The 6,900-nt window shown below is 67.1% G+C and carries 5 protein-coding genes and 1 pseudogene; 5 read left to right on the forward strand and 1 reads right to left on the reverse strand.

What is annotated here, in order from left to right; all coding sequences use genetic code 11:
- Window positions 1-278 precede the first annotated feature (278 nt).
- The 4 genes from rnr (at window position 279) to K2Y56_RS20085 (ending at window position 4,394) form a co-directional block, all read left to right on the forward strand.
- The gene (gene rnr, locus K2Y56_RS20070; RefSeq protein ID WP_292511711.1) at window positions 279-2,564 is read left to right on the forward strand and encodes a ribonuclease R; all 2,286 of its coding nucleotides are present in this window, start codon (window positions 279-281) and stop codon (window positions 2,562-2,564) included.
- Between the two features lie 294 nt (window positions 2,565-2,858).
- A complete protein-coding gene (locus K2Y56_RS20075) occupies window positions 2,859-3,350 on the forward strand; it encodes a DUF983 domain-containing protein (protein ID WP_292511714.1) in 492 nt (163 codons plus the stop codon).
- Window positions 3,295-4,032 carry an NUDIX hydrolase gene (locus tag K2Y56_RS20080; protein ID WP_292511716.1) on the forward strand — a complete coding sequence of 246 codons (738 nt, stop codon included), beginning with the start codon at window positions 3,295-3,297 and terminating at the stop codon, window positions 4,030-4,032. Before K2Y56_RS20075 ends, K2Y56_RS20080 begins: the two co-directional genes overlap by 56 nt.
- A 146-nt stretch (window positions 4,033-4,178) precedes the next feature.
- A complete protein-coding gene (locus K2Y56_RS20085; protein ID WP_292511719.1) occupies window positions 4,179-4,394 on the forward strand; it encodes a hypothetical protein in 216 nt (71 codons plus the stop codon).
- 34 nt (window positions 4,395-4,428) lie between these two features.
- Here K2Y56_RS20085 and K2Y56_RS20090 read toward each other — a convergent pair whose 3' ends face one another.
- Window positions 4,429-5,826, reverse strand: a complete 1,398-nt coding sequence (locus tag K2Y56_RS20090) for a class II 3-deoxy-7-phosphoheptulonate synthase (RefSeq protein ID WP_292511722.1) — start codon at window positions 5,824-5,826, stop codon at window positions 4,429-4,431.
- Window positions 5,827-6,499: 673 nt separating this feature from the next.
- On the opposite strand from K2Y56_RS20090, the pseudogene K2Y56_RS20095 reads away from it, so the two are divergent.
- Window positions 6,500-6,826 (forward strand): annotated as a pseudogene (locus K2Y56_RS20095) (transposase); the annotation flags it as partial.
- Between the last annotated feature and the right edge of the window lie 74 nt (window positions 6,827-6,900).

Genomic DNA, 6,900 nt, shown 5'->3' on the forward strand with positions numbered 1-6,900 from the left:
CGAGATGATCGAGGACCCGTCCCAAAAGATCGGCCGCCCGCGCCAGCTCTATATCGGCCCGGAACAGCGCGAGTACGTCAACATCGATCGCCGCGGTTGATCAGATGCGCCGGCTCGTGGGGCCGGCGCGACAGTGCCGTGATTTCCGGCTTTAGGTCGAGAGTCAGGTCGACATTGTCCGGGAGCACTATCGATCCCATGTTACGTGGGCCGGGCATCCGGTGTCCCGTCTCCCGACATGTCCTTTGCGCCGTGACCCGGCGCAGCGAGCCCGATCTTTGGCCAAGCGCATCAACCCGAACCCCTCCCCCTTTCCCTCCCGCGAACAGGTTCTCGCTTTCATCGCCGGCTCACCTGAGAAGGTCGGCAAGCGCGAGATCGCGGCGGCCTTCGGCATCAAGGGCTCCGACAAGATCGAGCTGAAGCGCTTGCTGAAGGAGATCGAAGAGGACGGCGAGGTCGAGAAGGGGCGCGGCGGCCTCGCTCCGGCCGGACGCCTGCCGCCCGTGGTTCTAGCCGACATCACCGGCCGCGACCGCGACGGCGAGTTCGTGGCGACGGTCGCCGAATGGGACCATGCCAAGGGCCCGCCCCCGAAGATCCGGGTCGAGATCCCACGCGGCGGGCGCAAGCCGAGCCGGCCGGCGCCCGGCATCGGGGATCGCGCGCTACTGCGCGTCGCGCAGGAGGACGGCGAGACCGGCCGCTATTCAGGCCGCATCATCAAGGTCGTCGGCAAGAACAAGGCCGACGTGATCGGCGTCTACCGGGCTGGCAAGGACGGTGGCCGCATCATCCCGGTGGAGAAGCGCTCGCAGGGGCGCGAAATCGCCATTCCTCCAGGCGAGGAAGGCCCGGCGCGAGACGGCGACCTCGTCAGCGTCAGCCTCACCCGCGAGAGCCGGCTCGGCCTGCCGCAGGGGCGGGTGCGCGAGCGCCTCGGGTCCCTCGGCTCCGAGAAGGCCGTGAGCCTGATCGCGCTCCACCTCCACCACATCCCCCACTTCTTCGCCGCCGACACATTGGCCGAGGCCGATGCGGTCAAGCCCGTGAGCCTGAAGGGCCGCGAGGATTGGCGCTCTGAGCCGCTCCTCACCATCGATCCGCCCGATGCCAAGGACCACGACGACGCCGTGATGGCTTTGCCGGACGACGACCCGAGCAATGCGGGCGGCTTCGTCGTCACCGTCGCGATCGCGGATGTCGCCGCCTATGTCCGGCCGGGCAGCGCCCTCGACCGCGAGGCGCTGATGCGTGGCAACTCGGTCTATTTCCCGGACCGGGTCGTGCCGATGCTGCCCGAGCGGATCTCCAACGACCTCTGTTCGCTGCGCCAGGGCGAGGACCGGCCGGCGCTGGCGATCCGCATGGTGATCGGCGCCGACGGCGTGAAGCGCCGCCACAGCGTCCACCGCGTCATGATGCGCTCGAAGGCGAAACTCGCTTATGCGCAGGCGCAAGCCGCCATCGACGGCCATCCCGACGAGATCAGCGCACCGCTTCTGGAAACGGCCCTGCGCCCGCTCTGGGCCGCCTACGAGGCCCTCAAAGCGGCGCGTGACGCCCGCGGGCCGCTCGCCCTCGACCTGCCCGAGCGCAAGGTGCTGCTCAACCCCGAGGGCGGCGTCGACCGCGTCGTGGTGCCGGCGCGTCTCGACGCGCATCGGCTCATCGAGGAGTTCATGATCCTCGCCAACGTCGCCGCCGCCGAGACCCTGGAACAGGCCAAGCAGCCCCTGATCTATCGCGTCCACGATGAGCCGGCCCTGGAGAAGATGCGAGCGCTCGGCGAGGTGCTGGCCTCGATCGGCATCAAGCTGCCGAAGGAAGGCGCGCTGCGCCCTGTCCTCTTCAACCGCATCCTCGGCGCAGTAGCGGAGACCGAGCACGCGCTCTTCATCAACGAGGTGGTGCTGAGGAGCCAGGCGCAGGCGATCTATTCGAGCCAGAACCTCGGGCATTTCGGGCTGAACCTGCGCCGCTACGCCCATTTCACTTCGCCGATCCGTCGCTATGCCGACCTCATCGTCCACCGCGCCCTCATCAGCGCCTGCAGGCTCGGCTCGGACGGCTTGCCGTCCGATGTGAGTGCGGGACACCTCGAGCAGATCGGCGAGCAGATCTCGACAGCCGAGCGCCGCGCCATGGCGGCCGAGCGCGAGACCATCGACCGGCTCATCGCCCACCACCTCGCCGACCGGGTCGGCGCCATCTTCACTGGTCGGATCTCGGGCGTGACGCGCTCGGGCCTCTTCATCAAGCTCGACGAGACCGGCGCCGACGGCTTCGTACCGATCTCGACGCTCGGCGCCGATTACTACCGCCACGACGAGGCCCGCCACGCCCTCGTCGGCGAGCGCAGCGGCGAGACCCACCGGCTCGGCGACCCGGTCGAGGTCAAGCTCGTGGAGGCGGCGGCGGTGGCCGGCGCCCTGCGGTTCGAGCTTCTCTCGGAGGGCAAGTCGCGCTCGGATATGCGCGGGGCGACATCGAAACGCCCGAGCCGCCGTGCCGGCCTACCGGGCCGCCCGCCCGGCATCCGCAACAGCGGCTCGCGCCGCTGAAGCGATGGGGTTAAGACGGCTTGGCTTGATCCGTCGGGTCGTGCGCACCGCATCTCCCCGCTTGCGGGGAGAGGGCCGTGTCTCCCCCTTGCCGGGGAGCACGGCGAGGCGGCAGCCGAGGGTGAGGGGGCGCTTCCGGAAGAGCCTGATCCGAAACCGCCCCCTCACCTTCGCTTCGCTCGCTTCATGCACGACAAGGTGCATGAAGCCCTCTCCCCGCAAGCGGGGAGAGGGGCAACGCGTCGAAACGACTTAGCGGGCTTTCTTGGCAACCATAGAGAGAAGGCACACGCGATGCAGGCCCATGCAGCGACCCAACCGGCCTCCCGCAACGGCCTGATCCGATCGATGGCGACCGGCTTCCTCGGCCGCTGCCCGCATTGCCGCAAGGGCAGGATCTTCGGCCGATTCCTGAAGGTGCGGCCCGAATGCGAGGCCTGCGGCCTCGAGATGCACCACCACCGGGCCGACGACCTGCCGCCCTACATCGTGATCTTCATCGTCGGGCACATCGTCGGCTACGCCCTCCTCAAGCTCGAGACCGAGTACGACGTGCCCTTGTGGTTTCAGCTCAGCTTCTGGCCCGCGGTGTCGCTCGCCATGGCGGTTCTTCTGCTGCAGCCGGTGAAGGGCGCCGTCGTCGGGCTGCAATACGCCCTTGGCATGCATGGCTTTGCCACGCTACCGCTGCCCCGCGGCGATGCTGACGGGCGACCCGAGGATATCCAGCGTGGACCAGACGACGCCCCCACCCCCGATAAAGCGGCCGGCCTCGGCCCGGCCTAAACCCGCGCGGCCGCACAACGCCGCCACCCTCATCATCATCGATCGGCGCGGCCGCTCGCCCAAGGTGCTGATGGGGCGGCGCCATCCCGGCCTCGCCTTCATGCCGGGCAAGTTCGTCTTCCCGGGCGGCCGGATCGAGCCCGGCGACAGGCACATGCCGGTGGCGGGCGCGCTCTCGGCGAGGGCCGAAGCGGCCTTGTCCGACCAGGTGGTGCGCCCGGCCCATCATCTCGGCCGTGCTCTTGCCCTGGCAGCGATCCGCGAGACCTACGAGGAGACTGGTCTTCTGCTGGGCACCCGCGATTACGGGCCGCCCGAGGATGTGCCCGACGGGCCGTGGTCAGCGTTCCGCGAGGCCGGCGTGATGCCTGATCTCGAAGCCATGTACCTCGTCGCCCGCGCGATCACCCCGCCCGGCCGCCCGCGCCGCTTCGACACCCGCTTCTTCGCCATCGACCGCGAGTTCGTCGCCGCCGAGACCCCCGGCATCGTCACCGCCGACTCCGAGCTCGTCGAGCTTGCCTGGGTAAGCCTGGCCCAGGCACGCAAACTCGACCTGCCGCGCATTACCGGCGTGGTCCTCGGCGATCTCGAATCTCACATCGCCGGACGCTTCGCGCCGCACGTGCCAATTCCGTTCTATTTCGAGCGGCGGGGGAAGGGTCAGCGGGCGGTGCTTTAGTGCCGGGGAGACCCAGAACCTGGTCAAGGTCGTTCAGCTCGATCGGGTATCCCCTCCCTCGCCATCGTGGTGCGCCGAAGGCGCACCCGGGATCATAGCCGCCGTCGCGGCAGGATGAAGACCCTTAAGTGGTCGAAGACCCTTAGGTGGTCATGGATACCGTGCTCTGGTGGGTAGCCCAGCATGACGGGAGGCGGGTGAAGCCAGCGTCCATCACAGGAACGTTCTCCCACTCTCTGCCGTTACTTTTACCAGCAACGGCAGGAGACAAAAGAATGTTGAAAGGTGGCCTTCTATGGCTGATCGGAATTCCGCTTCCGATCATCCTGATCATCTACTTCTTCACGGGCTGGCTGCGCTGAGCGCCGACCCAGCCGAGAACAAGTGGCGCGGCGGTTACTCCGCCGCGTCGAGACGAGGCCGCTCGATGGCACTGCGCTCGCGCTTAACGAGCTCTGCTGTGCGGAAAGCCACTTCCAACGCCTGCTCCGCGTTGAGCCGCGGGTCGCAATAGGTGTGATAACGGTCCTGGAGGTCGTCCGCCGTCAGCGCTCGGGCGCCGCCTGTGCATTCGGTCACGTCTTTGCCGGTCATCTCGAGATGGATGCCGCCCGCGATCGTCCCTTCCGCCCGGTGGACGTCGAAGAAGCCCTCGATCTCCTGCATCACCCGCTCGAACGGACGCGTCTTGTAGCGGCCGGCCGAAATGGTGTTGCCGTGCATCGGGTCACAGGCCCAGACGACGCTGCGGCCCTCGCGCTCCACCGCCCTGATCAGGCCGGGAAGGTGCTCGCCGACCTTATCGGCGCCAAAGCGGCAGATCAGCGTCAGGCGCCCTGCGTCGTTGGCGGGATTGAGCTGGTCAGCGAGCCGGATCAGCCCCTCTCCCGTCATCGAAGGCCCGCATTTGAGGCCGACCGGGTTCTTGATGCCGCGGGCGTACTCGATATGCGCGTGGTCCGGCTGCCGGGTGCGGTCGCCGACCCAGAGCATGTGGCCCGAGGTGGCGTACCAATCTCCGCTCGTCGAGTCGACGCGGGTCAGCGCCTCCTCGTAGCCGAGCAACAGCGCCTCGTGGCTGGTGTAGAAATCCGTGGTGCGAACTTCCTGGTGCGTCTCGGGGTTGATGCCGATGGCGCGCATGAAGTCGAGGGCCTCGGTCATCCGCTCGGCGCAATCGGCGTAGCGCGAGGATTGCGGCGAATCCTGCACGAAGCCGAGCATCCAGCGATGCGAGTTCTCGAGATTGGCGTAGCCGCCCGTCGCGAAGGCGCGCAGCAGGTTCAGCGTGGCGGCCGACTGGCGATAGGCCTCGAGCTGCCGGCGCGGATCGGGCACGCGCGCCTCTTCCGTGAAGGTGAGCCCGTTGACGATGTCGCCGCGGTAGCTCGGCAAGGAGACCCCATCCATCGTCTCCGTCGGCGAGGAGCGGGGCTTGGCGAACTGTCCGGCGATACGCCCAACCTTCACCACAGGCGAGCCGCCCGCGAAGGTGAGCACGAGCGCCATCTGCAGGAAGACGCGGAAGAAATCGCGGATGTTGTCGGCCGAATGCTCGTCGAAGCTCTCGGCGCAATCGCCGCCCTGGAGCAGGAAGGCTTCGCCCGCCGCGACCCGCGCGAGCGAAGCCTTCAGCTTCCTCGCCTCACCTGCAAAGACCAGCGGCGGAAACGACGCGAGTTGCGCCTCGACGCTCTCGAGGGACGCGGCATCCGGATAGGCCGGCACCTGCTGGATCGGCAGGTTCCGCCAAGATTTCGGCGTCCAGCTCTTCGGTGTCCAACGCTCGCCCATGGTCGTCTCCCGTCCACCTCTCGGCCGACTTCACAAAAGGGAATCCTCATCGAAGAGCGCGGCTTATAGAGCGGTTTCCTGCGCAATGCGAGGGAGGAGAATGGTGCGAGGTGCGTGAGTTGGCGGAGATGAGGGAGTGCAGCCCGAACTCGGACGCGCCGCTCACACGCACGCAACAATCCACGCCCTTCGGTCGGCTTTCGACATTCGCCCCTGCCGTGGTTACGGCAACGGTCTGAACGTCATCAACTCAACCGGGCTGGAGTCGGTGGATGGGGCGGCGCTTGGCGTTCCGCCTAAGTGCAGATGAACGGTCACCGAGAGAAAGCGCTCTAGCCAGTCCTAACGAGCGCTTGTCGCGTTATATTTGCAGCTCATTGCTCAGCTCCCCAGAGGCGTGAAGTCGAAGACCGAGAGTCAGGCCAACAAGGCGCCAAGCTGGACTTGAGTTGCCTGGACAGCCGTGATCCAGATTGGGTCCTCAACCATACCGCGGACGCACCTCATGGTGCCCGGTCACTTAGTGGTAGGGACAGATCATGTTCTAAGCGTCCCGGTAGCGTCCGCGGACGAGGTGTAAATTCGAGGACCGCTTTGGCGGGGATTGGGGTGGCCATCGGGCCATGCGGCTAAGGTGGAGTTTGCGGACTTCAACCCGAACCGGGAGCACCCGATGACCGACGACAGAGTGGCACTGATCGAGGCTTTTCAGAAGGCTGACGACGGCAACTTCCTGCGCAGCCTGGCCGAGACGGTCCTGCAGATCCTGATGGAGGCCGATGTGGACGGTCTGATCGGCGCGGGTCGTTACGAGCGGTCTGGCGAGCGCAGCACCTACCGCAACGGGTATCGCGAACGCAGCCTCGACACGCGGCTGGGCTCGCTCAACCTCAAGATCCCCAAGCTGCGCACCGGCAGCTACTTCCCCGGCTTCCTGGAGCCAAGGAAGACCGTCGAGAAGGCGCTGGTGGCGGTGATCCAGGAGGCGTGGATCGCAGGCGGCGCGTGAGACGCCCGCAGCATCACGCGACACGGCATGCCTCGCGCCGCCTCAACTAAAGGTGCCTGATCAAT

The organism is Methylobacterium sp., assembly GCF_019745455.1.
GTDB lineage: Bacteria > Pseudomonadota > Alphaproteobacteria > Rhizobiales > Beijerinckiaceae > Methylobacterium.